This window comes from Martinezella sp. CNPSo 3959 (assembly GCF_057784355.1).
In genome coordinates this window covers 150,694-174,643 of record NZ_JBXSOV010000007.1, presented here as the reverse complement: position 1 = coordinate 174,643, position 23,950 = coordinate 150,694, and the positions used below count along the sequence as shown (strand labels likewise).

The following is a 23,950-nucleotide window of genomic DNA, read 5'->3' as shown; positions in this document are numbered from 1 at the left end:
GCGCGACGATCTGGCAGAGGTTGACGAATAAGCGCGTCACTCGGCGATCCGTTCGATCATATGGCCGATCGCCTGACGGTAGCGGTCAGCATCGCCGCCGACATCGATCGCAAGGGCGGCCCGATCGAAGGCGGCCGATAGAATATCGGCGAGCGCGTCGACCGGAATGCCAGATTTGCGGCCGTGACGGAGGGCTGCTTCCAATCCCTGTTTGAGAGTGAGGCTAGTCGTCTCCTCGTCCAGTTTTTTCATCTCCGTAAAGCCCAGCACCGTCGGTCCTTCGATCAGCAGAAGTCGAGTGCGACCATTAACCCGCATGGCATCGAGATAGGCGTTGCTGCCGGCAATCAACGCGTCGTGAGCGGGAAGCTGCTCCGGCGTCGCTTGCTCGATGGCGCGGGTGACTGCCAGTGCCTCCTCTCTGACGACGGCGCGAAAGAGCGCGCGCTTATCTTCATAGTGATGATAAAGCGCGCCGCGGGTGATGCCGGCGGCTGCTACGATCTCCGGCGTCGATGTTTCAGCATAGCCTTTCTCCACGAACAAGGCTCGTGCCGCGGCGATGAGAGCAGCCTTGGTCTTCTCGGTTCTCTCACGATTGGAGCGCGGATCTTGCATGCATGCAGCCTGTATGTTATTTGAAAAATACAGGCAGATTGTATGTCTTTTTTGGGGAGATGTGAAGCATGAAGGTGACAAGCTATTATCCTGTCATCATGACCGAGCGGGTGGAGGAGACGGCCGCTTTCTACATCGCGCATTTTGGATTTCGGGAAAACTTCGCGAGCGATTGGTATGTCCATCTGCGATCGGCTGAAGACAGCAGTATCAATCTCGCCATTCTGGATGGCCGGCATGAGACGATCCCGTCGCAAGGGCGTGGCCGGGTAGCTGGGCTGTTGCTCAACTTCGAAGTGGAAGACGTCGATATGGTCTACGACCACCTGCGGGAAGCTGGATTGCCTATTTTGCTAGCGATCCGCGACGAAGATTTCGGTCAGCGACATTTCATAACGGCCGATCCGAATGGCGTCCTGATCGACATCATCAAGCCGATACCGCCAAGCGCCGAGTTCTTAGCTCTTTATGCCGAGAGCGCCTTGCCGCCGGACCAGTAAGGTGTTGAGCCCAATCGATAAAATCGAGCAATACAACTCTATCTTTGATTAACTAGGTCGCTTCACCCAATATTTCGCTTTTCATGCGACAAAGCCGGCAGAGGTAAGGTGACCCATGCAAGAGCTTCCGGTTTCGTCAAAAATCATCAAATCAGTCTATTTCCGTCCGGATGACGGACGGCTTTATATTCGCTTTAAAAATGGTGAGGAACGTCAATTCACCGGCGTTCCGCAAAAGGCAGCGATTGCCATGGTAAAGGCGCCGTCGCCCGGCCAGCACTATATCGAGCATATTCGCACGAAATTCGAACGCGTCGCCTGAAACGCAGCCTACACGCGGACTGGCATTTTCGCTTTGAAAGTGCCGGCTCGTTCGTCTTCCGTCACGAAGTCGAACGAGCTTTACGTCTCAGCGCATTGATAAACGCTGAGTTGCGCTATCTACATCGATCAGAACCATCTCCCAGGGAGGACGCGGCGTGATTGATGAAAAGCAGCTTATATCCAAGATCACCTGGAGGATTATGCCCTTCCTGGGGATCCTTTATCTGATCGCCTATATCGATCGCCAGAACGTCAGTTACGCAAAGCTGCAGATGGTCGGCGATCTCGGCATGAGCGAATATGCCTATGGTCTCGGCGCGTCGCTGTTCTTCATCGGTTATTTCATCTTCGAGGTGCCGAGCAACCTGCTTCTCGACAGATTCGGCGCTAGCAGATGGTTCGCGCGCATTCTGATATCCTGGGGCGCAGTCACGGTCGCTCTGGCTTATACGCAGAATGCGACCATGTTCTACATTCTCCGTTTCCTGCTCGGCGCCTGTGAAGCCGGCTTCTTTCCAGGCGTTCTCTATCTGCTGACCCTCTGGTATCCGTCTGCCTATCGCGGCAGGATGGTCGGGCTTTTCATGATCTTCAGCGCCTTTGCCAACGCGATCGGTGCGCCGCTCGGCGGCGTGCTGCTGGATTTGAACGGGCTCTATGGTATTGCCGGCTGGCAATGGGTCTTCCTGGTGACGGGTGTTCCCGCCATCCTTGCCGGCTTCATCACCCTGTTTTATCTGCCGGATCTGCCGTCCAAGGCGCCGTTCCTTGACGATACGGAAAAGAAATGGCTGAAGGACCGGCTCGCGGTGGAAAATTCGGGCATGGAGCAGAACGCCGCCGACGGCTTCAAGGCGCTGATCAATCCGCGCGTACTGCTGATGGCGCTTTGCTATATCGGTTTCCCGCTTGCCGCTTACGGTCTCAGCTACTGGCTGCCGACCATCGTCAAGAATTTCGGCGTCAGCAACACGACGAACGGCTTCCTGAACATCATTCCTTGGATTCTTGTCGCCATCGCTCTTTATGCCGTGCCCGCGGCAGCGGACAAGGCGGAGTCCAAGACGCCCTATATCGTCATTCCGGCGCTTATCGGTGCCGCAAGCTTGGTTTTATCAGCCGTTATTCCGGACCATACACTACAGTTTGTTTTCCTCTCCATTGCGGCAGCCGGCATTTTTGCGGGGCAGCCGGTGTTCTGGAGCCTGCCGTCGCGCTTCCTGCAGGGAGCTGGTGCGGCAGCGGGTCTTGCCGCGATCAACTCCGTTGGCAATCTCGGCGGCTTTATCGCGCAGAACGTCGTCCCCTGGATCAAGGATTCCACGGGAAGCACGATCGCGCCGATGTTCTTCCTAGCGGCCTGCCTTCTGGCAGCGGCACTTTTGGTTCTAGTGGTGGGGCGCATGGTGCCGCGCACGCCACGGCCGGAAGATTTCGGCAACTCAGGCGCAGCCCGAGTCAAATGATTGCGCTCATCTGAGCAAAATATTCTTCGGATGAGAGGGGGCGGTCTTATGGCCGCTCCTGGGAGGCGTCGGCATCGACGTCCCAACGCTCGGCGAGGTTCTACAGTACCTCGATAAATTCGAGCTTCGAGCGACGCGGCCTGCCAGAGACAGGGCCGCCATTCCCGCTATGCCGCCGAGGACGACGCGTCTGCTCACGCCGTGGGGCTTTGTTTAAGGTCGATGCGACCGGTTTCCAACCCGTCTGATGCACTCGTCTGGCGCAGCGTTGAGACTTTATTGCATTCCCAGATAATTACAAGAGTTGACAGATTTTTACAGATTTAGTAGCTCTGGCACGTCGAAAATGCGCTCTGCCTATTGGTGGCCGCCATTCACGAAGGACAATGATGAAACTCTCTGTCACCAACAATTCCGGTGTGGGCGCGACGCGCTTCGGCGACATCATCTATGAGAGGATCGTCGCGATGATTGCGGATGGAACCTTTCCGGTGAACGAGCGGTTGCCGGCGGAAGCCAAGCTCGCGGAAATGTTCGGCGCGTCACGACCTGTCGTGCGCGACGCTCTGGAGCGGCTGCGTGCAGATGGTTTGGTCGTTTCGAGCAAGGGGTCGGGTTCCTATGTCAGGCAAAGGCCGGATTCCTCGGTCCTGAAAATGGTGCCTGTAGGATCGCTTGCCGATGTCCAGCGCTTTTTCGAATTTCGCGCCGGGCTTGAGGCAGAGGCCGCCGAGCTTGCTGCGCGCAACTGGCAGGCTGATGACAAGGAGCGGATCACGGCGGCGCTGCAGAAGATCGAACAGTGTCTTGGCGAAGGGCGTCTTGGTGCTGAAGAGGACCAGGAACTGCACGACGCCATTGCGATCGCGACCGGCAATCAGTTCCATATCACAGCTCGCGAATTGTTCCGGCCGCACTTCGCCATAGGTCATTCCGTGACCCGCAGCCTCAGCCTCAAGCGGACGCCAGAGCAGATCCGCAGTGTGCAGGATGAGCATGCCGTCATCGTGCAGGCGATTTTCGCGCGGCAGGAGACCGAGGCTCACGATGCCATGAAGCGACATATCTTGAATGCACGCGCCCGCATGTTCCAGGGCGTATAGAGAATTGGATGAGGTGAAGGCGAGGTGATGGCTTCTTTACGTCTCCTCGTTTGCGTCTCGATGGATGATAAAGGGTCAGGGTAGGAAGATGAGCATTGAAACCATGCGGCAGGTGCTGAACGGCGTCTCCGGTGTTCCGGTCACCGCCTATGATGGAAGTGGCGAGGTGGAACCGCGCGTCACCGCCCAGATCTATCAGCGGGTAGCGGCTGCCGGGATTCATAACATCGTCGCAGCGGGCAATACGGGCGAATTCTATGCGCTGACGCCGGGGGAAATCCGCCGCGTCCACGAAGCTGCGATCAAGGGCGTCGACGGCAAGGCGCCGGTGACGGCGGCGATTGGCCGTTCATTGCGCGAGGCGATCCGGATGGCGAAGGATGCTGCCTCGATCGGCGCCTCCGCCGTCATGTCCCATCAACCGGTGGATCCTTTCGCCGCGCCCGGCTCGCAGATCGACTATTTTCGCGATCTTGCGGAAGCTTCGCCCCTGCCGCTCGTCGCCTATGTCCGTGCCGAGGGCTTCAGCGTCGACGACATGGTCCGCCTGGCCGGTCACGGCAACATTGTCGGCATCAAGTTTGCGACGACGGATTTGATGCTACTTTCAAGGGCGATCGCGAGTTCCGACCCAAAAGGCGCGCTCTTCGTCTGCGGCCTGGCCGAAAGCTGGGCTCCGACATTTGCGGCGGCCGGCGCAAGAGGCTTCACCTCAGGCCTCGTCAATGTTGCGCCGAAGCTGTCGCTTGCCGTTCATGCTGCCTTGGAGAAAGGCGATTTCGCCGCTGCCCGCGCCATCGTCAACAAGCTTGAGCCCTTCGAACGTATGCGCACGAAGTTCCGCAACGGAACAAACGTTACCGTCGTCAAGGAGGCCGTGACCTATTCTGGCCTCAATGTCGGTCCTGTCCGCGTTCCGGGCGTGCCACGCCTTGACGAGAAGGATCGCGAAGAATTGTTCGCTTTGCTGCGCAGATGGCGGGAGGCGGATGAACTTGCCTCCAGCTGACGCATCGGTGCCAATGACGGCGATTTCGTGAACCAAATCTGATCGGCGCCGGAGAAACTCGCTTCGGCGCCGCACTCTCCCATACCGTCGTTTACGCAGTTTCCCTTGGGTTGAGATGAAGAGATCGGCGATCGTTGAGGTCGCAATCAGAGCACCACGACCTTCGCTCCTACGCTGACCCGGCTATAAAGATCCATTACATCCGGATTTGCCATGCGGATGCAGCCGGAAGATACGGCCTTGCCGATCGAATTGGGCTCATTGGTGCCATGGATGCGATAGAGGGTGGAACCGAGATAGAGCGCGCGTGCCCCAAGGGGATTATTGAGACCGCCCTCCATGTGATCGGGTAGTTCCGGCCGACGGGCGATCATTTCCTTAGGCGGTGTCCAATCCGGCCATTCCGCCTTGCGGCTGACTGTTTCCGTGCCTTTCCAGGAAAACCCCTGCTTGCCGACGCCGATGCCGTATTTGAGTGCGGTTCCGTCATTCTGAACCAGATAGAGGCGTTTTTCCTTCGTGGAGATCACGATCGTGCCCGGTTCGTAGCCGGAGAAGGGGACCACCGTGCGCGGGATCGGCGATCGCGCCATGGTCGCACGCTGGTCATCCTTGACGCCTGGGTTGAACTGCGGGGAAGTCTCGCGCGGATCGATCGAAGCCTGCCGCGGTAGCCGCCGGGGAGGAGGTGGGAAGTCGCCGTCCTCGTCATCATAATAGTCATAGGCGTCGCCGCGATAGTAATAGCCATCGTCGAGACGCCGATCGTCGCGATAGCGCGGTGGCGCTTTACGGAAATACCGTGGAGCAGCGTAGTCGTCGCCATAATCCGGCAAGTATCTCCATTCCTGTGCATGTGCGGCGACGCTTGTCATCAGCACTGCCACAGCGGGCAAAAGAATCAGTCTCATAGTCTTCATGTCACAACCATATTTCCCGAAATTGTGCGCCGCGAGGGTGGGCAGCTTGCGCCGACAATTCCGGAAACGGCGGGCGTAATTGTGGCAAAACGGCTGAAAGTCTCACAGTCAGGTGCTAGATACAGTCGATAATGAAGATATTGCGGCAGATTTGGAAGCGCCTGCAAATCCCGACAAGCCGATCGGCAGAAATCGCCAGGAGGACTATGGCGCGAGCTGAATTGGGCATCCGATGGCGCCCTGCATCTATAGAGATACCGTTTTTATTGTCGAACGCTGCGATTGCCGGCTGGAGCTGTTAAATTCCTGCTCCGTCGAGCTGTTCAGCGTCGTCGCCTTCCCAGGGGGAGGGCATCGAGGTCCGATTGAGGTTGGCCGATGGAAGCGGCATCCAGCACTTCAATTCCGGCTCGGCATATTCGATGATGCATCCCGGCGCAGAATCGGAAGCGCGCCAGCCTTCCGACCCGAAGCGGTCCCCACTCGACCAATAGGCAAGGTCGACTTCTGCAGGCCCCTGCTCGGAGGGGCGAATCGTAACGAGAATTCTGCTGCCGTCTTTCGGCGCGCTTGCCATTTGGCGCCAGCGATCTGGCTCGTCCATCATTATTCCTCCTGCCTCGCTCCAGATTGGAAGTGTCGCCTCACCATTGGAAACGGTCAACTCAAACTTTGCACAATCCAGCCACTGCTGATTGATCTTGGATCCAAATAGATCGCGATTTTCCGCAATCGGTGGGAGCAACCGCTGCCGATGCTTTGATGGATATAGCGTCTCTTTTTAAGGGAGAGAGCCGCGTTTGGCGCTGCCTTACCGGTGTTCAGCACAGCGTCTCCATAAGCAATAGCGGCTCAGATAATTCGAGGTCTTCGGCCACGGGCAGGCTTTCGGCCGGGATCCATTTGCGCGAATGCCTCGATATTTTTCGGAACCAGTGACCCACGGCTGCGTAGACTTATGTGACAAGCTTTGCTGGGTTCTAGCGAGCGCGCAGCGCGGTGCTTCGTGGCGCACCCAGAAAGGGCGAATTTCATTGCACGACGATCCCTGGAGTCATGTCGAAAGGAGGCCGCATGTCCAGATACACGCCTCTGGTGCTTTTTTTCATCTGCGCGGGATTGCTGACTTGCATGATCGGTGTCGGTTTGGCCTCCCTTCTGCAATGAATGGGACCATCCCGGATCACAAAATACGGCCTGTGACGCGGTGCTTTGATGCGCCGCTAGTGCCCAGCGGCAATGGCTCGATAGGCCTCGCGGCCGGCGACCCAGGTGCGCCGGACGACGGGTACATCGCCCTCCGGCCATTCTACCAGGATGAGGTCGGCTCGGCTGCCCACCTTGATCGTACCGCGATCGTGAAGGCCCGATGCGCGTGCGGGATTGCCGGAGACCAGCGGCCACAGATCTTGCAGTGATCCCACGCCATCCGCCTTCAGGCGCGCGAGCCCAAGCAGCATGGCGGGATAATAATAATCCGAGGCAAGGATATCGCAGAGGCCCTCGCGGATCATGTCGGCGGCCCCGATGGAGGCGAGATGACTGCCACCGCGCGTCGCATTCGGCGCGCCGAAGACAATAAAATCACCCGCGTCTCGGGCGGCGCGCGCCACGCGGCGGTTCATGGGGAATTCGCAGATACGTGCACCGCGTGCGCGATAGAAATCACGCGTCTCAATCTGGCTGTCGTCATGCGAAAGCATCGGAGCGCCGGCAGTCTCGCCAAGTGCTGAGACCTCGTTGATGGCCGCCAGCACTTGCGGCCGGCGCTCCCACATGGCGCGTGCCATGGCGATCATGTCTGAGACAGGCAGCTTTGCCCTCTTCGCCCGTTCGGCCATCTTGTCCGCGAAAACCGGTGACCCCGGATCCAGAGCTGGGAAATGGGGGTCGAGATCGAACGGCCGTTCCTGCAGCGATATCGAGGGATCAAGCAGCAGCATCGATGTGTGATCGTTGAAGGCAATGGAGGGCCGGCGAGGACCTGACAATGCATCGCGAATAAGATCGATCGCCTCAAAACAAAATGTTTCCCAGCGCAATTGGACCCGGTTGTCGATCATCAACCTGGAAGCCAGCGTATCGAGGGAGGAAACCACCGCGCGGCCGTTGTCGACCGAACGCAACCCCGGCTCCCAACTCAAGGTCAGTGCGTGGAAGGCTGTGGCGATGCCATTGGCAGCAAGCTGTCGATCCGTTTCGAGCAGCGCCGGCGCAACAGGCAACATCGTGCCCGGACGCGGCATGAGCTGTCGCTCGAAAGCGTCGCCGTGGACATCCACGAAAGCCGGCCCGAGAAGATGACCGCGCCCGTCGATAACGGCGGCTCCGTCGCGCGCACCGTCGATATCAGTGATACGTCCCTCTTCGATCCGTATCGATGCTGGTTGCAGACGGTCGCCGAAGACAACGGTGGCACCCTCGATGAGAATGGGAGAATTGTGGTGCATGGGCGGCCTGTTTCGCAACGTGACGAGGGCGGGAATCGCAGCCCTGTAGCGGCTGATTTCCAGCACGTGCTTCTAGTGACATGATATGACAGATTTGAGAATGCCGCTGCTGTTTGGTCTCCGTAGTGAAAACGGTCATCCCGCGAGCAGGGCGATGACGAGGGCTGCCAATATCCCCCACATTTTCATTGGTTAGCCCCATAGATAATTTGGGCGACGGCCCTCAGGCACATGCCGGTAAAATCCTCGCGAGAAAGATTGAAACGACCGGAGCGATGCATTCCGACCCGCCATTGCAGCATGCCCCATGAGAGCATGGCAATCTCCAGCGCATCGCCCTGGTGTACCAAGCCGTGCTGCTGTCCGTCTGCCAGGCGAGCCGCAAAGCCACCGATCACTGGAGGTGCCCACCCTTTTCCCGGTGGCGCACAGGCTGAGCTTGGGCGCAGAAGGCTCGCATCAGAATTCCTATTGCAACCATAGGGTTTTAAAGTATCTTCTAATTAGCGAATGGGCCGTTGCGATACAGGTTTCAGGAGGGAGTCATGAGTCAGCCTTCGAAGTGGTGGTGGGGCCTGATCCCGCTTGCGGTCCTTTGGATTATCGGCACCCTCATTACCGGCAGATCCATCGCCACCGATCTGGGCAACAGGGCGACCTCGTCAGTAGGATCGGCCATTCTCAATCCGGTATTCAACGTGGCTGGCCGGGACCTTGCTCTTAACGGAACGGTGTTCTCTCCGGGAGCGGCGAACCAGGTCGCGTCTTCGGTGGATCAGGTATGGGGTGTTCGCAAGGTTCTGGTCAACGCCAAAGAGCCCGAAGTTGCTAAGCCTTTCAAATGGGCAATAACCCATGAAGACGCTAGCATTGTTCTCTCCGGCAGCGTTCCAAATCCCGAGATGCGCGACAAGATTGTCGCCGCCGCGAAAGCGACCTTCGCCGGAGCTGATGTCAAGGATGAAATGCAATATGCCAGCGGCGTCCCCGCCAGCTACGCGAGCGGTGCCCAATTCGGCATCGATCAGCTGGGCAAGTTGGCAAAAGGTAGCGCATCCTTGTCCGACAATGAACTGACGATTTCCGGCAGTGCCGATACCAATGATGCTTACAATGCCATCTCGGCTGGACTCAAGGCATTGCCGGAAGGGCTCACGCTCGCCAAATCCGACATTTCAGCACCGAAGCCGCCACCGGTGGCGGTCGTCACGCCGGCGGCGCAAACTCCGGTCGCGACAGCCGTTGCGACAGTATCCTCTTCGGTTGCGGCTCTCGCTCCATACGGCTTCGGCGCCGCAAGAGACGCGGATAAACTCACTCTTTCCGGCAACTATCCCGACGACGATATGCATTCCAAGATTCTGGATGCGACCAAGAGCCTCTTTCCGGGTGACGTCGTCAATGACCAGCTGACCGCCGCTCCCGGCGCACCGAACGGCTTTGCAAACGCTGCGCTTGCAGGGTTGAACGCCTTGTCGCGTCTCGCAAAGGGGACCTTCTCGCTTTCCGGGACGAATGCAACCCTCTCGGGCGAGGCGCTTTACGATGGCGCTGTAAGCAGTGTTCAAAGCGGATTTGCGGCGGCACTTCCCGACGGCTTTAAGGCGGCTCCTGCAACAATCGCCGTCAGTGCACCGGCTCCGGCAGTCGACGCGGCCAATTGTCAATCAATGCTCAACGGGATCGTAACCAAATCGAAAATCAACTTCGAAACGGGCAAGGCACAGATTTCTCCGGTCTCCTCCGGCCTGTTGGACACGATCGTCGCTACGATCAATCGTTGCCCGAGCTCAAACATCGAGGTGTCGGGCCACACGGATTCGAGCGGAGATGAGAAAGCGAACATCGCCCTCTCCGAACAGCGTGCCAAGGCGGTCGTCACCTATCTAACGACTGCAGGTGTGCAGGCGAGCCGGCTGACTGCTGTTGGGCTCGGCTCCTCCCATCCGCTTGCGTCAAATGGCACCGAGGAAGGCAAGGCACTCAATCGACGCATCGAATTCTCTGTCAAATAGGGGAAGGGGCAATGACCTATCTGTTGTCAACATACTGGTTGTGGATGCTGCTCGCATTGATGCTCGGCGGCATCGTCGGCTTTACCTCATTCCTGCGGTCGGCTAGCGGTTGGTGGCCGCAGTCTTGGCCCGGTTGGTTCAAGCTGTTGTGCGTTCTGTTCGCGGTTGGTCTTGTCGTGGCACTGCTGAAATGGCTTCCGGGCCTGGCCGGTCATTATCTGGAGACCGCACTACTCTTCGTCGGCAGCTACATCGTCGGCTGCTTCCTTGGCAGCTGGCTCGCAAGCTTACGCGCGACGCGGCCGCTCGTTGCGGGCAATAACGTGGCGACGGCCTCGACAGGTACGCCTTCGCAGCAACCATCGTCCACGCCGGTATCAACTCCGGCGCCATCGCCGGTTCCAACGCCTGCGCCGTCCCTGGCGGCTGTTGCGACCGCCGCGCCTGCATCAACGCCCGTGTCGCCAAAACCGGTTCCGGTCGTACCGGCCGCCGCGGTTTCGCCAATTGTGGCGCCCGTATCGGCGTCAGTGGTGCCAGATCCTGTTTCCGGCGAGCACGAGCATGCCGGCAAGCGCCCCTCGGCTGAGGAAAGAACTGACATCGTGCCTGACAATTTGAAGCGCATTTCCGGCATCGGCCATGTCAATGAGGAAAAGCTCAACGAGCTCGGGATCTGGACTTTCCGCCAGATTGCGGCCTGGACGCCCGAAAACGCCGAATGGGTCGGCAGCTATATGGCTTTTCCCGGTCGCATCGAACGCGAGGACTGGATCGGCCAGGCCGGCAAGCTTGCGCAGGGGGGCGAGACGGAATTCTCGCGCCGGGTCGATCATGGCGACGTGCCGACATCCCTTTAAGCTTTTTCTTCCGCCCTATCGTACTCTGCGGCGTGGCTGCCGCAGAGTACGATAGGGCGGTTTCGAATTAGAACAACATTCTCTTCATGACCTCATCCTTGCGGACGAAATGGTGCCAAAGGGCGGCCAGGATATGCAGGCTGACGACGGCATACAGGCAATAGGCGCCATATTCGTGAATCTCGGCGGCTGTTCTCTCTAGGCCCCTATCGAGCGACAGCAGGTTGGGCCATTGGAAGAGACCGAACCATGGCAGATCATGCCCCCCAGCAGCAGAGGTGGTGTAGCCGGCAAGCGGCATCAAGATCATCAGGGCGTACAGCAGGATATGTGCGCCGCGCGCTGCGTAATGGTTGAAGACGTCCAGCGGACGCCGATGGGCGGGTTCGCCAAACGAAAGTCTCAGCGGCAGTCGGATGGCGATGAGGATAAGCGCCGTCATGCCGAGCGATTTATGTACATCGAGGAGGGCGCGGCGCAGAGGCGTGCCGGGTGTGAGATAAGAGCAATAGAGACCGATGAGGAGCGCGGAAATGATGATGACAGCCATTAGCCAATGCAGGAGCCGTTGCGATGGCCGGTAGCGGGCTGTTGGAACCGCGGTTGATGCTTCGTTGGTGATGGACATATGTTTCTCCGGTCGTCCTGGGGTACGGCGCGGATGCGGTGATCGACGCGAATGTGGCTGATTTGAGGGCCTATTCATTCACCTTCTTGCGAGCAGAGTCGGATCGACAGCCGGCAAGGCTTTCCAGGGCGGCAAAACGGGTTGTCCGTTGCTTCATATTGAACAGGCCTGCCGCCCGGCGCTTTGCTCGTGCTAGTGCCGGTCGCCGATCCTATCGGTCTGCCTTCGGAGGGAGGATCTGGCCCCTGTCGCCGGCGGTAGACAGGATCTCGCAGCTCTCGGTATGGGACGGCGCTTGGCCCTCCGTGGCGAGAGCCTTGGTACAGATGCCGATCTCGTGCCCCTGGATCCGGAAGAAGGCGATGCCTCCGGTCTCGAGCGCCAGTCGCAGTTGCGCTTCCGTCGCCCGATGCAGGCTATGGCGATTGCCCTCGTAATCGCGGATCGTGCTGCGCGACACGCCCGAGCGGTCGGCAAGGTCCATCTGCGTCCAATCGAGGAAGCCGCGGGCCGCCCGGCAGAGCGCTGGTGTCAAAATCATCGCCATCTTACCTTGACGCAGGGTTTCAAGCTGCCCATATTGGGCGATATCTATCATATAGGGCATAATATAGCGGATTTCCAGGGGTTTTGCCGACTGGCGTGATCCGACCAAGCGAAGGAGCAACGTTTTGGGATAACGAGCGGGCCTATTTTTATTTTAGCACTTTTGGCTCTGCCGTTTATCGGAAGTCTTCTTTCCGTATGCCTCTTGCGCACGCAGTCACGGCGTGGCCCGGCCTGGATTGCCGGAGCTGTCACATTTCTGGCGCTGTTGATTTCCGCAAGTTTCTATCCTGCCGTCAAAAACGGCGGCGTCGTCCATTATAGCATAGAATGGCTGCCGCAGCTTGGGCTCGATTTCAGCCTCAGATTGGATGGCTTTGCGTGGCTGTTTTCGCTTGTCATCACCGCCATCGGTTTTCTCGTCATCGTCTATGCTCGTTACTACATGTCGGAGGAGGACCCGGTTCCGCGCTTCTTCTCTTTCCTGCTTGCCTTCATGGGCGCGATGCTCGGCATTGTGCTGTCGGGCAATGTCATCCTGCTCTCGATATTCTGGGAGCTGACCAGCATCTTCTCCTTCCTGCTGATCAGCTATTGGCACAATACCGCCGCGGCGCGCGATGGTGCCCGCATGGCGCTGACGATCACCGGGATTGGCGGGTTCTGCCTGCTGGTCGGGCTGATCCTGCTCGGCCATATCGTCGGCAGCTATGATCTGGATAAGATCCTGGCATCGGGCGATATCATCCGCAATCATCCGCTCTATCTGCCCGCGCTGATCCTCATCCTGCTCGGCGCGCTGACGAAGAGTGCGCAGTTTCCCTTCCATTTCTGGCTTCCGAATGCGATGGCAGCGCCGACGCCGGTCTCCGCCTATCTGCATTCAGCTACCCTGGTGAAGGCAGGCGTTTTCCTGCTTGCGCGCTTCTGGCCCGTTCTCGCCGGCACGAATGAGTGGTTCTACATCGTCGGGGCCGCCGGCATCATCACGCTGCTGCTCGGCGCCTATTTCGCGATGTTCCAGCAGGATCTCAAAGGGTTGCTGGCCTATTCGACGATCAGCCATCTTGGTCTCATCACCACGTTGCTTAGCCTCGGTAGCCCACTTGCGACAGTTGCCGCCATCTTCCACATGCTGAACCACGCGACCTTCAAGGCGTCGCTGTTCATGGCGGCCGGCATCATCGATCACGAGACCGGCACGCGTGACATGCGCCGCTTGAGTGGCCTGTTCCGCTATATGCCGTTCACTGGGGCGCTTGCGATCGTCGCGAGTGCCGCCATGGCCGGCGTGCCGCTGCTCAATGGCTTTCTATCCAAGGAAATGTTCTTCGCCGAAGCGATCGAAACCCATGCGGATTCCATCCTCGATCGTATGCTTCCATATGTGGCGACGCTCGCAAGCGCCTTTAGCGTCGCCTATTCACTGCGCTTCATTCAGACGGTGTTTTTCGGGCCGGCGCCGACCGATCTGCCGATCGCCAAGCCGCATGAGCCGCCGCGCTGGATGCGCTTCCCGATCGAGTTTCTGGTCGTGGTATGCTTGGTCGTCGGCATCGTTCCGGCGCTTTCGGTGGCGCCTTTCCTGCATGCGGCTGTCGTCAGCGTTCTCAACGCCGATACGCCGCAATACAGCCTCTCGCTCTGGCACGGCTTCAATCTGCCTGTTATCATGAGCATTGTCGCATTGGTCGGCGGGACGGTGTTCTATTTCGCCTTCAAGGATTATTTTTCGCGATGTGACGACGGTCCGCCCCTCTTTCGCCGCCTGAAGGGGCAGCGCATCTTCGAGCGGGTGCTGGTCGAGGTTTCCTGGCACTGGGCGCGAATAGCTGAAAAGCGGATCGGCACGCGCAAGTTGCAGCCGCAGCTTCGCTGGGTCGTCGTGACAGGGTTTGCAGCTGGCCTGCTGCCGCTCTATCTGTCGGGCTTCGAGGCGAAGCATTTTGCCTTTTCAGGCGCCGATCCGGTCTTTGCCTCCATTTGGGTGATCGGCATCTGCCTGGCGATCGGCACCGCCTTCTTCGCCAAATATCACCGGCTTGTCGCGCTCGTGATGCTGGGCGGGGTCGGATTGATCGTCTGCATGACGTTCATCTGGCTGTCGGCACCGGATCTTGCGATTACCCAACTTCTCGTCGAGATCGTCACGACGGTGCTCATCCTGCTGGGCTTGCGCTGGCTGCCGAAGCGAACGGAAGGGATTGACGATACGGTGAATTTGCGCGCCCGTTTCCGACGCTTCCGCGATCTGGCGCTCGCTGTCATCTGCGGCGTCGGCATGATGTTCATTTCCTATGCCGTCATGACCATGCCGGTGCCTGACGCCATCGCGAATTACTTCTTGGAAAACGCCTATTCGAAGGGCGGCGGCCGCAATGTCGTCAACGTCATTCTGGTCGATTTCCGTGGCTTCGATACGCTTGGCGAAATCGCCGTCCTCGGTGTCGTCGCCTTGACCGTCTATGCGTTGCTGCGTCGTTTCCGCCCGGCGCCCGACAGCATGGAAATGCCGGAACAGCAGCGGATACAGAACCGTTTCGACGAGGAACGGCCGGAGCGCTCGGCCGGCGATACCGTGCGCGACTATCTGCTCGTGCCATCCGTCATCATGCAGTGGATGTTCCCCTTCGTGATCGCCCTTTCGGTCTATATCTTCATGCGGGGGCATGACGCGCCGGGCGGCGGCTTCTCGGCCGGCCTCACACTCTCGATCGCCTTCCTGCTGCAATATCTTGCCGGCGGTACGCGTTGGGCGGAGGATCGCATCCGCATCCTGCCGCTGCGGTGGATGGGTGCCGGGCTTCTGATCGCGACAGCAACGGGCATCGGCGCCTGGTTCTTCGGCTATCCATTCCTCACCTCGCATTTCCAGTATCTGGACCTGCCGTTGATCGGCAAGGTTCCGGCGGCAAGCGCGCTGCTCTTCGATCTCGGCGTTTTCCTATTGGTTGTCGGCTCCACTGTTCTGATCCTCGTCGCGCTTGCGCACCAGTCGATCCGTATAAACCGCCTGCGTGCGCTCGACGCCGACAAGGCAAAGGGGGACTGATGGAGCTCATCTTGTCCATTGCAATCGGTGTAATGACGGCTTGCGGGGTCTGGCTGATCCTGCGCCCGCGCACCTACCAGGTCATCATCGGTCTGTCCTTGCTCTCCTATGCGGTCAATCTCTTCATCTTCGGCGTCGGCGGTGTGAAGACGAATGTGCCGCCGCTGCTCGGCGATGGCACGGCAACGCACGCCTTGGCAGATCCGGTACCGCAGGCTCTGGTGCTGACTGCGATCGTTATCGGCTTTGCCACAACGGCTCTGTTCCTGGTCGTGCTGCTTGCCTCGCGCGGCCTGACCGGTACGGACCATGTCGATGGCAGGAGTGACCGCAAATGACGGGCTGGTTGCATCATCTCATCATCGCCCCGATCCTGGTTCCCCTTGTCGCGGGTGCGTTGCTTGTCTTCATCGATGAACGTTCGCGCACGCTCAAGGCGCTCATCAGCCTTGTTGCAACGCTGTTGCTGGTGGGCATTGCACTTGCGCTCTTCGGTGCAGAAGGTGGATCGCCTGGTCAGGAACGTGCCTATCTGCTGGGAAACTGGAGCGCGCCCTTTGGTATCGTGCTTGTGCTCGATGGTTTGTCGGCACTCATGCTTCTGCTGACATCCATTGTCGCCGTCGCCGCGTTGATATTTTCGTTGGCGCGTTGGCATGCGGTCGGTGCGCATTTCCACACCATGTTCCAGTTGCTGCTGATGGGGGTCAACGGTGCTTTCCTGACGGGTGATCTCTTCAATCTCTTCGTCTTCTTTGAGGTCATGCTGGCTGCGTCCTACGGCCTTCTGCTGCATGGCTCTGGGCCGCTGCGGGTCAAGGCGGGCATGCATTACATTGCCGTCAATCTCGCAGCCGCGCTGCTCTTCCTTATCGGCGTCAGCCTGATCTATGGCACGGCGGGAACGCTGAACATGGCGGATCTTGCCATGCGCATCCCGGAAATGTCGGCAGATCGCCGCATGTTGATGCAGGCTGGCGCCGGCGTGCTCGGCATCGCATTCCTCATCAAGGCCGGCATGTGGCCGCTCTGCTTCTGGCTGCCGACGGCCTATAGCGCGGCGTCGGCGCCGGTTGCCGGCATATTCGCGATCCTCAGCAAGCTTGGCATCTATGTCATCCTGCGGCTGACCATGCTCCTGTTCAGCGCCGGCCCGTCCGCCGGCTTCGGCGCGACCGTGCTTCTCTATGGCGGGATGGCAACCCTGATCTTCGGAACGGTCGGTGTGCTGGCGTCGCAGGCGCTTGGCCGGCTGGCTGGCTTCTCGGTGCTGGTCTCCTCCGGCACGTTGCTGATGGTGATCGGTATCAATGACGGCTCGATCTCGTCCGGCGCGCTGATGTATCTCGTCAGTTCGACGCTGACGATCAGCGCATTCTTCATGCTGATCGAACTCGTGGAGCGCGGACAGGACGCGGGCGCCAGCGTTCTCGCGGTCACGATGGAGGCCTATGGCGATGCCGAGGAGAAGGAGCCGGCAGAAGGCGATGGCGTGACGATGCCGGGCACGATGGCTATGCTCGGCATCTGCTTTGCCGCCTGCGGCATCCTGTTGGCCGGCCTGCCACCGCTTTCCGGCTTCGTCTCCAAGTTCGCCATGCTCTCGGCCATGATGGGGACCGGCGCGATCGGCATTCCGCCGAGCACTGCCGTCTGGATGTTGATCCTGCTGGTCATTCTCTCCGGCATTGCCGCCCTGATCGCGATGACGCGAGCCGGCATACGCACGTTCTGGAGTTCGCTGGAGGGCACGGTTCCCCGCGTGCTTGTCATCGAGATATTCCCGGTCATGGGCCTGCTCGCCTTGACTCTCGCATTGACCATCTGGGCCGGCCCCGTCATGCAGTACATGGATGCGACCATCCGCACGCTCAGCGATCCCAATCTCTATGTCGATGCGGTCCGCAATGCCGTGGTCGCGCCGGCAAAGACGGGAGGCCTGTGATGCTGCCTTATCCGTTCCTCGCGCTGAGCCTGATCCTGATGTGGCTGCTGCTGAACGGCTTCACGCTCGGTCAGCTTATCCTCGGCATCATCGTCGCGGTCTTTGCCTCCTGGGGGATGGCATCGCTACGGCCTGAAAAGCCGCGGCTCCGGAAATGGTATCTGCTGCCCAAACTCTTCTTCCGGGTCGTTTTCGATGTGGTGAAATCGAATGTACAAGTGGCCTGGATCATTCTGAGAGGGCGCTCGCGCAAGACGACGCCGGGTTTTGTGGTTCTTGAGCTCAGGGTGCGGGACCAGATCCCGCTGGCGCTGCTTGCGGTTATCCTGACCAGCACTCCGGGCTCTGCGTGGCTGGAATATGATTCTAACGACAACACTGTGCTGCTGCATGTCCTCGATCTCGAAAACGAGGCGCAATGGCGCGATACGGTCGCCAATCGCTACGAGAGTCTGCTGATGGAGATATTTGCATGAGCGCCATGATCATCCAGATATCCGTGGCGGCCGCGCAGCTGATGATCGTGGCGGCGATGGCGATCGCCTCCATTCGTATGTTCCGGGGACCGCGCGCACAGGATCGCATCATTGCACTCGACACGCTCTATGTGAATGCGATGCTGTTATTGTTGACCTTCGGCATAGGTACCGGCCGTGTCGTCTATTTCGAGGCGGCACTCGTCATCGGCATGCTGGGCTTCGTCGCAACGGTTGCCTTGGCGAAATTCCTGATGCGCGGGGAGGTGATCGAATGAGCGCGCCATTTGAAAACATACCTCTGTGGGCCGCGATCCCCGTCGGTGGACTTCTCGTGATCGGCGCTTTCCTGGCGCTCGTCGGCGCCATCGGGTTCTTAAGGCTTGGAACATTCTACGAGCGCATTCACGCGCCGACATTGGGAACGAGCGGCGGTATCGGCGCGATCATGATCGCGTCGATGATCTTCTTTTCGGCCGCGACGCGGTCCCTCGTCATTCATGAACTGCTGATCGGTGTTTTCATAACGGTGACGACGCCGATCACCTTCATGCTGCTCGCCCGCGCGGCTCTGCATCGCGATCGTGCCGAGCAGAACGGCAATGTTCCGCCAAAACACTCGCCTGAGCAGAAGCCAGCCGAGGGGCGTCAGTCATAAACGACCAACGACTACTGCCGCATGAAGATGCGGCGCTGCGTCTTCTATGGATCGCGGTACCTAACGCTCAAGCATATAGCAGCACTGGACGATGATTTCGCGACGTGCCCGCGAAAAGAGCTCCCTGTAGCTGGCTTGGCGGAAGCCTAGTTTGGTCAGCACCCGTCCCGAGGCGGGGTTGTCGGATGCGTGACCGGATTCGAGCCTGGACAAGCCGATCGTTTGGAAGGCAAAGCCGATCAGTGCTCGCGCTGCCTCGAAGGCATAGCCCTTTCCCCAGGCTTGCCTTTCCAGCCAATAGCCAAGGCTGCCCTCACTCCCGGTAATGCCATCGACGTCGACGATGCCGATCATTCTTTCCTTTTGTTCGATGGCGAAACGATAAGCGGAGCCTTCGGCCCATTCGCGCTCATGGCTGGAAAACCAATTTCTGATATCGCTTTCGTCCGGAGGGTATGAGGCGTTGCTCAGCATACGTGTCACGGCCCAGTCGCTCTGGATTTCGAATGCGCGTGTAGCGTCGATGGCCGACGTAGGGCGCAAGCGGAGGCGCGCCGTCTCGATGGAAGAGCGCTGGATTGATTTTGCTGTCATCATGGAAGTGTCTTGCCGGTAGAAAGATGGCGATGTGCGGTGAGGGCTCCTGAGTTTACCATCTCTGCGCGAGATGACGATGGGAAGCAATTTTGTTAGGCTGCCGTTTTTTAGTTTTAGCCAATATATTGCCGCAATGGGCGCGCAAAAGCGCCGCCTCTTGCGGGCCTGGCCTGCGGGGATGTGGGACCGGCCGTGAGAGCGTTCCGTTTACGAGGGGCGAACCCCCTTTCGCGGTCCGGTCCTTTATCGCCGCGTCTTCCCGCCGACCGCTGAGGCCGTGCGCGTAGCCTTCATTGAGGCAGCGCGACGGCGCTGCCGGTACTCGCGTCCATGACATCTTCGTCGATTGTTTCCAGAACGTCTGCTCAATCATATTCGCATTGAAGATGCGGCATACGGACATGATAGCTTCGATCAAGATGCTGCAACAAAGTTCTTGTTCGATCGGCATGGCGACCTGACGAAGGTGGTCGCATCGATGAACACCTATGAATTTGCCGGACAACAAAATAGCGGTCAGCGCTAGCTGCTATCAATAAATTGTCGATACGGCACAAGTTTTATACTGTCGCGGGTTACTTCGAAGCGAGTATGCGCAGCAGCACGAGGGTGTCGAAGTTCCAGATCGGAACGAGAGTGGCCTGTCTCAGCGAAGGAAAAGATAAGAAATTTGCGCTTCGGGGTCGAAAAGGCGGCAATAGAACGGCCGAAATGGCGATTTTCCCCGCAATAATAACGGATTATGTTGCCATTATACATCTATCCTTTACATATATGCGGGCATCCCTGTGGAGGAGCTCCGTCAGCTTTTTGAAGCGATGGCGGCGTGACAAGGAACGCTAACCTGAAGAGATCGGATCAATGGCAAACTTTCTTGAGAAATGGACTTCCAAAAAGGCTGACAAGCCGAAGGCTGGTGCGCGGAACGTGGTTGATACATTTCGTGCCAGAGTAGCGGAGCAGAAGGCATATCTGGAGGAGTACGAGCGCGACGCGGCTGGTTTCAGGAAGTGGCGCTCCACCTGGTTCCAGCGCGTTCCAGGCGGATATGGTGTAACGGTCGGTCGTGACTCGATCAATGCCGGCCGCGGCTTGAGCTATGTCGTCGTCGATACCATCAAGGACGTGGCTGAGTTTCTCGATGATCTCGCCTATCATGCGGAACACGATGTTGGTTTCCAGCAGGCTCTCGAGCAGAACCGCCAGCGTCGTGTCGCACTCCTGAACGCGGCAAAGACGGGAGGCAAGGCAACAACGCCTAAAGCGAAAGCCAAGGCAAAGCCCGCAGCGGCAAAACCGGCTGCCGCCAAGCCCGCTGCCGCCAAGACGTCGACGAGAGCTACCCGGGCAAAGGCTGCTGTGGCAGCTCCCGCACCGGCTGCCGCAGAAGCGGCAAAGCCGAAGCGCACTCGCAGGACGAAGGCTGCCGGCGCAGCAGAATAAAGTTGAAGAAGCCCGCCTCGTGCGGGCTTCATTTTGTCTTCCTTCTGCATGGAGGATTATGCGTCAGTTGAGGTGAGACGCAGCATCTATGTTGCAGGTGCCGTTTCACGGACAAGAAAGAATACTCGGATCGCGATAGGCATAGCTGGCACTTCGGTCTTTATCGCATGAGTGGATCGATGAAATTTCCATCATGTGTGGCGGTCATTCAAAAGCCATAAAACTGGTGAGGCTTGGAACGGCAAGATGGATCGGTATGATCCAATAGCCGTTGCTTGATATGTTCGTGAGGCATCAGCCTGCATCACCGCATATCCCTGTTTGCAGCGTGCTCATCCAAAGGACCTGAGTGAGAAGGTTCGCCGCAACCAAAGCAAATCTGCGAGGTTCAATGCGATGCATTCCATCCAAGACCGCGTTCCCGTTTCCATCGTCATTGCGAACTATAACTACGGGCACTTTCTGAGGCGTAGTATCGACAGCGCCTTGGAGCAGGATTACGACGATGCTGAGGTCATCGTCGTCGATGATGCATCGACCGATGCGACCGCTGATGTCATCGCCTCCTATGGCTCTCGAATAAAGACATGTCTGCGTGAGGTGAACGGTGGACATGCTGCCGCGTTCAACACAGGCTTCGCATCCAGCCACGGCGAGATCGTGCTGTTTCTCGATGCAGATGATTATCTTTATCCGAATGCAGTATCGGAAGTTGTCGAAGCCTGGGAAGACAGGACAGCACAGGTGCAGTTCAGACTGCATATCGTTGACGAGCAAATGCAGGTGAAGGATGTATTCCCGCCTGTCGAATTGCACTTCGATTCCGGCGACGTCACTCCGGAACTGCTGCGGAAAGGCCGCTATCAGACGACGGTCACCAGCGGTTTGGCATTCAAGCGTTCGGTGCTGGACAAGGTCATGCCGGTGCCCGAGCCGGAGTTTCGGCAGGGAGCGGATGGATATCTTGCCACGGTTGCGCCGCTTCATGGTGAGGTAACCTCCATCGAAGATTGCCTCGGTGCCTATCGTATTCATGGTGCAAATCATTCTGTCTTCGCCGAAAAGCTCGGACAGCGCGCGCGCTGGCGGATAAAACATGATTTCCGCCGGCTGGAGGCCCTGTCGGATCGGGCAAGCGAGATCGGACTGAACATGCGTGACGATGCCGGCCTCCACGATCCCGTGCATCTGGAAGAGCGTCTGGCATCACTTTGCATCGACAGGGACCAGCATCCTGTCGCGAATGATTCCAGACTCTCCCTAGCCGCGGCCGGCGCGGCTGCCAGTCTCAAGATGAATGCGTCGCGAAAGCGCCGGCTGATGCTGGCCGGATGGTTTCTTTCCGTCGGTGTCCTGCCCAGGGATATGGCAAGGACTATTCTGTCATGGAAGCTCGTTGCCTCATCGAGGCCTCGGTTCCTTTTGCGTCTCTCGAAGACCATAAGACATGCGATGGGATAGCGGGTCCGGAAGACCTAGAGCGCGTCGCGCGAAAGAATGGCATTGATCCTATTCGGCCTTGCCTGACTTGCGTGATGGTCCCATCAAGGCGTCGACCACGGCTTGATGATGGATATTCCTGTCATAGCGGCTGTCGGTCGCAAGCTGCATCAATCCGGCAAAGGCGCTCCTGGCGGAAGGTTTCTTGCCCTCGCCGTTGAGATAGGCAATCAGGCGGCGATAATTTGCATTCGTCTTGATCTCCAGCGGATTGCCGGCGCCCATTTTCTTCAGTGGCCACCATGACCAGCCGATGCCGTTTTTTTCCTGCAATGCGGCGGCGCGGGCATACCATTCAGTATTGTTTTCGCCGGATTCGCCATTCCATAGCGGCATGTCATATTGTTCGCGCAGCTTCAGGAAAGGCTCGATCGATTCCTGCGTCGTCGGTGTCCAGTATTTGTGAAAGCTGAGCGTCGTGTTGCGGTCATCGATCGGCAGCACGCCGGCATAATTGTTGCCCCAGCAATTGCCCTCGATAATAAGCATGTGGTTGGTGTCGATCGCGCGGATCGCGCGGATGGTGCGCTGATAGATATCGCGAAGCGGTTGGTTCTCGGTTTCGCGGCAACCGCCCTTGTCGCCCTGATCCTGAAAATCCCAATTCGGCTCATTGAGGAGATCGTAACCCGCGATCGTCGGTTCGTCCTTATAGCGACGGGCGATCTCGCTCCACAGCGCGATCATCATTGCCTGGTTCTCATCGCTGTGCCAGAGCGACGATTTGTTCGGATTGCGATCGGAAATGGCGATGTCGTGACCCTGGCCGCCGGGTGCTGCATGCAGATCGAGGATCAAGTACATGTCATTGGCTTTCAGCCAGTGGATCACAAGATCGACCCGCCGAAAGCCCTCTTCGTTCCAGACAATGTTCTTGGACGTGTTCCTGCCGTGCTTGTCCTCGATGAACAGGTTCCAGTGCATTGGCAGGCGCACACTGTTGAAGCCCCATTTGGCCATCGCGTCGATATCAGCTTTCGTCACGGCATTATCGAGCCAGGATCGATAGAATTGCTCGGTCCTTTTCTCGCCGATGACTTCGGAAATGCGGCGGCGAATGATGTGCTGCGCCTTAAGATTGGCAAGGCCCATCATGTAGCCTTCCTGCACCATCCAGCCGCCGAGGCCGAGACCGCGCAGGATCAGCGGATTGCCCTTGTCGTCGACGATCCGCTGATGATCGGCGCGAACGAATCCCTCGGCATATGCCGGCGGTGTAAATGACCCCAGGCAGATAGTGAACAGGCCGGCGAGCAACAGCAGAAAATGCCTCATGAATCCCAACTCGCGTGAAACTTTGGCGCCATGTGGGCAAGGTAGCGCGCAGAGGGCCAAAGTCTCGTGACAACATCTACGCCGGTTGCTCCAATGGCGCGCCGAAGATGATTTCCTGATAGGCAGCAAGCAGGGCAGGTTCCTCGATGGAGCCGTGATGGTGAAGCTGACGCCAGACGCCGTCGATCCGGGTGAACCAGCGTGTCGTTCGAATGCGAAGCTCGATACTCCTGTCGGCCGTGACGCAACTTCCCCTCTCACGCCCGACGAACAGGTGCCAGTCATCGCCGCCCTGGCTGGTAAAATCGTGGAATGCGACCTGGACTTTCGCCTTTCCACCAAACAGCTTCGCATAGCCCTCACGGATCGACGGCCATCCGCGCCGAATGCCTCCGATCGGATTGTCCATGCTTGGCTTGTCGCCATCGGCCCAGTTGGCAGCGAGAGCTTCCAGATCGCCGGCATTGAAGGCGCGATAGAAGCCGATAAGGGCATCGAGTGCGCCGCCTTCGCCAAACATGTTTTCGCTGCCGGTAATCTCAGTCAAAAGTTCTGCCATGTCCAA

The 23,950-nt window shown here is 58.6% G+C and carries 24 protein-coding genes and 1 pseudogene; 16 read left to right on the top strand and 9 right to left on the bottom strand.

What is annotated here, in order from left to right; translation table 11 throughout:
- Window positions 1-36: 36 nt before the first annotated feature.
- Window positions 37-618: a TetR/AcrR family transcriptional regulator gene (locus AC13RE_RS17215; RefSeq protein ID WP_488563821.1), complete on the bottom strand. Its 582-nt coding sequence runs from the start codon at window positions 616-618 to the stop codon at window positions 37-39.
- A gap of 68 nt (window positions 619-686) precedes the next feature.
- On the opposite strand from AC13RE_RS17215, the gene AC13RE_RS17210 reads away from it, so the two are divergent.
- From AC13RE_RS17210 to AC13RE_RS17190, 5 genes are all read left to right on the top strand, one after another.
- The gene (locus AC13RE_RS17210; RefSeq protein WP_132717988.1) at window positions 687-1,118 is read left to right on the top strand and encodes a VOC family protein; all 432 of its coding nucleotides are present in this window, start codon (window positions 687-689) and stop codon (window positions 1,116-1,118) included.
- A gap of 115 nt (window positions 1,119-1,233) precedes the next feature.
- Window positions 1,234-1,440: a KTSC domain-containing protein gene (locus AC13RE_RS17205; RefSeq protein ID WP_015342748.1), complete on the top strand. Its 207-nt coding sequence runs from the start codon at window positions 1,234-1,236 to the stop codon at window positions 1,438-1,440.
- A gap of 157 nt (window positions 1,441-1,597) precedes the next feature.
- Window positions 1,598-2,908, top strand: a complete 1,311-nt coding sequence (locus AC13RE_RS17200; protein ID WP_488563820.1) for an MFS transporter — start codon at window positions 1,598-1,600, stop codon at window positions 2,906-2,908.
- Window positions 2,909-3,297: 389 nt separating this feature from the next.
- Window positions 3,298-4,011, top strand: a complete 714-nt coding sequence (locus AC13RE_RS17195) for a FadR/GntR family transcriptional regulator (protein WP_488563894.1) — start codon at window positions 3,298-3,300, stop codon at window positions 4,009-4,011.
- Window positions 4,012-4,099: 88 nt separating this feature from the next.
- The gene (locus AC13RE_RS17190; RefSeq protein ID WP_488563819.1) at window positions 4,100-5,020 is read left to right on the top strand and encodes a dihydrodipicolinate synthase family protein; all 921 of its coding nucleotides are present in this window, start codon (window positions 4,100-4,102) and stop codon (window positions 5,018-5,020) included.
- 146 nt (window positions 5,021-5,166) lie between these two features.
- Here the strand turns inward: AC13RE_RS17190 and AC13RE_RS17185 are convergent, their stop codons facing one another.
- The 3 genes from AC13RE_RS17185 to AC13RE_RS17175 form a co-directional block, all read right to left on the bottom strand.
- Window positions 5,167-5,940: a L,D-transpeptidase gene (locus tag AC13RE_RS17185; protein ID WP_488563818.1), complete on the bottom strand. Its 774-nt coding sequence runs from the start codon at window positions 5,938-5,940 to the stop codon at window positions 5,167-5,169.
- Between the two features lie 298 nt (window positions 5,941-6,238).
- Complete coding sequence (locus AC13RE_RS17180; RefSeq protein ID WP_112337400.1) at window positions 6,239-6,544, bottom strand: hypothetical protein; 306 nt, start codon at window positions 6,542-6,544, stop codon at window positions 6,239-6,241.
- Between the two features lie 619 nt (window positions 6,545-7,163).
- Complete coding sequence (locus AC13RE_RS17175) at window positions 7,164-8,390, bottom strand: alpha-D-ribose 1-methylphosphonate 5-triphosphate diphosphatase (protein WP_488563817.1); 1,227 nt, start codon at window positions 8,388-8,390, stop codon at window positions 7,164-7,166.
- Window positions 8,391-8,935: 545 nt separating this feature from the next.
- Between AC13RE_RS17175 and AC13RE_RS17170 the strand changes: the two genes are divergently transcribed.
- Complete coding sequence (locus AC13RE_RS17170) at window positions 8,936-10,405, top strand: OmpA family protein (RefSeq protein ID WP_488563816.1); 1,470 nt, start codon at window positions 8,936-8,938, stop codon at window positions 10,403-10,405.
- A gap of 11 nt (window positions 10,406-10,416) precedes the next feature.
- Window positions 10,417-11,265 carry a hypothetical protein gene (locus tag AC13RE_RS17165; protein WP_488563815.1) on the top strand — a complete coding sequence of 283 codons (849 nt, stop codon included), beginning with the start codon at window positions 10,417-10,419 and terminating at the stop codon, window positions 11,263-11,265.
- 67 nt (window positions 11,266-11,332) lie between these two features.
- Here AC13RE_RS17165 and AC13RE_RS17160 read toward each other — a convergent pair whose 3' ends face one another.
- Both AC13RE_RS17160 and AC13RE_RS17155 read right to left on the bottom strand, forming a co-directional pair.
- Window positions 11,333-11,893, bottom strand: a complete 561-nt coding sequence (locus tag AC13RE_RS17160; RefSeq protein ID WP_488563814.1) for a cytochrome b — start codon at window positions 11,891-11,893, stop codon at window positions 11,333-11,335.
- 322 nt (window positions 11,894-12,215) lie between these two features.
- Window positions 12,216-12,500: pseudogene (locus tag AC13RE_RS17155) on the bottom strand (helix-turn-helix transcriptional regulator); the annotation flags it as partial.
- A 69-nt stretch (window positions 12,501-12,569) separates the two neighbouring features.
- Here AC13RE_RS17155 and AC13RE_RS17150 point away from each other — a divergent pair.
- The 6 genes from AC13RE_RS17150 to mnhG are packed head-to-tail and all read left to right on the top strand — an operon-like array spanning window position 12,570 to window position 18,570.
- On the top strand, window positions 12,570-15,491 hold the full coding sequence (locus AC13RE_RS17150; protein ID WP_488563893.1) for a monovalent cation/H+ antiporter subunit A: 2,922 nt from the start codon (window positions 12,570-12,572) through the stop codon (window positions 15,489-15,491).
- Window positions 15,491-15,829: a Na+/H+ antiporter subunit C gene (locus tag AC13RE_RS17145; protein ID WP_015342763.1), complete on the top strand. Its 339-nt coding sequence runs from the start codon at window positions 15,491-15,493 to the stop codon at window positions 15,827-15,829. The genes AC13RE_RS17150 and AC13RE_RS17145 overlap by 1 nt, the downstream gene beginning before the upstream one ends.
- On the top strand, window positions 15,826-17,436 hold the full coding sequence (locus AC13RE_RS17140; RefSeq protein ID WP_132717999.1) for a monovalent cation/H+ antiporter subunit D: 1,611 nt from the start codon (window positions 15,826-15,828) through the stop codon (window positions 17,434-17,436). Before AC13RE_RS17145 ends, AC13RE_RS17140 begins: the two co-directional genes overlap by 4 nt.
- Entirely contained in the window at window positions 17,436-17,912 is a 477-nt protein-coding gene (locus tag AC13RE_RS17135; RefSeq protein ID WP_488563813.1) for a Na+/H+ antiporter subunit E, read from the top strand. Before AC13RE_RS17140 ends, AC13RE_RS17135 begins: the two co-directional genes overlap by 1 nt.
- Window positions 17,909-18,190: a K+/H+ antiporter subunit F gene (locus AC13RE_RS17130; RefSeq protein ID WP_068393522.1), complete on the top strand. Its 282-nt coding sequence runs from the start codon at window positions 17,909-17,911 to the stop codon at window positions 18,188-18,190. The genes AC13RE_RS17135 and AC13RE_RS17130 overlap by 4 nt, the downstream gene beginning before the upstream one ends.
- On the top strand, window positions 18,187-18,570 hold the full coding sequence (gene mnhG / locus AC13RE_RS17125) for a monovalent cation/H(+) antiporter subunit G (protein WP_488563812.1): 384 nt from the start codon (window positions 18,187-18,189) through the stop codon (window positions 18,568-18,570). The genes AC13RE_RS17130 and mnhG overlap by 4 nt, the downstream gene beginning before the upstream one ends.
- Window positions 18,571-18,630: 60 nt before the next feature.
- Here mnhG and AC13RE_RS17120 read toward each other — a convergent pair whose 3' ends face one another.
- On the bottom strand, window positions 18,631-19,167 hold the full coding sequence (locus AC13RE_RS17120) for a GNAT family N-acetyltransferase (protein WP_488482612.1): 537 nt from the start codon (window positions 19,165-19,167) through the stop codon (window positions 18,631-18,633).
- 346 nt (window positions 19,168-19,513) lie between these two features.
- Between AC13RE_RS17120 and AC13RE_RS17115 the strand changes: the two genes are divergently transcribed.
- From AC13RE_RS17115 to AC13RE_RS17105, 3 genes are all read left to right on the top strand, one after another.
- Window positions 19,514-19,693, top strand: a complete 180-nt coding sequence (locus AC13RE_RS17115) for a hypothetical protein (RefSeq protein WP_488482613.1) — start codon at window positions 19,514-19,516, stop codon at window positions 19,691-19,693.
- Window positions 19,694-20,028: 335 nt separating this feature from the next.
- Window positions 20,029-20,610, top strand: coding sequence for a hypothetical protein (locus tag AC13RE_RS17110; RefSeq protein ID WP_488563811.1), 582 nt, complete (start codon window positions 20,029-20,031; stop codon window positions 20,608-20,610).
- Between the two features lie 396 nt (window positions 20,611-21,006).
- Window positions 21,007-22,071: a glycosyltransferase family 2 protein gene (locus AC13RE_RS17105; protein WP_488563810.1), complete on the top strand. Its 1,065-nt coding sequence runs from the start codon at window positions 21,007-21,009 to the stop codon at window positions 22,069-22,071.
- Between the two features lie 48 nt (window positions 22,072-22,119).
- Here the strand turns inward: AC13RE_RS17105 and AC13RE_RS17100 are convergent, their stop codons facing one another.
- Both AC13RE_RS17100 and AC13RE_RS17095 read right to left on the bottom strand, forming a co-directional pair.
- The gene (locus AC13RE_RS17100; protein WP_488563809.1) at window positions 22,120-23,385 is read right to left on the bottom strand and encodes a glycoside hydrolase family 5 protein; all 1,266 of its coding nucleotides are present in this window, start codon (window positions 23,383-23,385) and stop codon (window positions 22,120-22,122) included.
- A gap of 76 nt (window positions 23,386-23,461) precedes the next feature.
- Window positions 23,462-23,944 carry a YybH family protein gene (locus AC13RE_RS17095; protein ID WP_488563808.1) on the bottom strand — a complete coding sequence of 161 codons (483 nt, stop codon included), beginning with the start codon at window positions 23,942-23,944 and terminating at the stop codon, window positions 23,462-23,464.
- Window positions 23,945-23,950: the final 6 nt, after the last annotated feature.